Source organism: Aeromicrobium sp. PFPM2_SD2, assembly GCF_057364525.1.
Genome location: NZ_JBNFNZ010000669.1, coordinates 1 through 905 on the forward strand (window position 1 = coordinate 1; position 905 = coordinate 905).

Sequence of the window (905 nt, forward strand, 5' to 3'; positions counted from 1 at the left end):
CGCGTCACGGTCGACGAGCAGCGCGAGCGCTACCGGGCGCGGCGGGCGTCGCTGCGCGCGGCGCTCGAGGGCGCGGGCTTCGAGATCACCCACTCCGAGGGCGCCCTGTACCTGTGGCGACCGGGGCGAGCCGTGCCGCGACACGGTGGCGTGGCTGGCCGAGCGCGGCATCCTCGTCGCGCCGGGCGACTTCTACGGACCCCGCGGCGCCCAGCACGTCCGGGTGGCGTTCACCGCCACCGACGAGCGCGTCGCGGCCGCCGTCGAGCGCCTGGCCTAGCTCAGCGCCGCGTGGCGGTCAGCAGCAGGTACTCCCACTCCAGGACGCCCGGCTCGGGCGCGTAGGCCTCGGCCAGCTCCACGAGCGCGCGGTCGAGCTCGGCCGCGCGCCGCGGGTTGTCCGCGACCGCCTTGTACGCGGTGATGGTGGGGCCGTAGCTGGCCTTGAAGAAGTCCAGGAACTCCTGGCCCGAGCCGAACCGGTCGACGCGCAGCACCCGCGTCGACGTGCGGACGTCCTCGACCCGGTCGCCGAGCAGCGTCCGGACGTGCTGCTCGTCGCCCCACAGCGGCGGCGGCTGGACGCCCGGGGGAGGGGCCGGCACGAACGGGCGCATCGTGGCGAACATCTGGCCGATGAACCCCTGCGGCGTCCACGACAGCAGCGCGACGCGACCGCCGGGACGGACGACGCGCACGAGCTCGTCGGCGGCGTCCTGGTGGTGCGGGGCGAACATGATGCCGACGCACGAGAGGGCCACGTCGAAGGAGGCGTCGTCGTAGGGCAGGGCCTCGGCGTCGGCCTCGTCCCACGTGAGGTCGAGCCCGAGCGACTCGGCGTGGCGGCGGCCGGCCTCGAGCAGGGCGGGCGTCAGGTCGCTGGCGACGACGGACGCGCGGCGCGC

General features: G+C 75.8%; 1 protein-coding gene and 1 pseudogene. One reads left to right on the plus strand and one right to left on the minus strand.

All coding sequences use genetic code 11. The features are described from left to right. Positions 1-280: pseudogene (locus AC2W7G_RS17315) on the plus strand (aminotransferase class I/II-fold pyridoxal phosphate-dependent enzyme); the annotation flags it as partial. 1 nt (position 281) lies between these two features. Here the strand turns inward: AC2W7G_RS17315 and AC2W7G_RS17320 are convergent. After that, a partial coding sequence (locus tag AC2W7G_RS17320) for a class I SAM-dependent methyltransferase (RefSeq protein WP_485869529.1) occupies positions 282-905 on the minus strand: 624 nt, incomplete at its 5' end.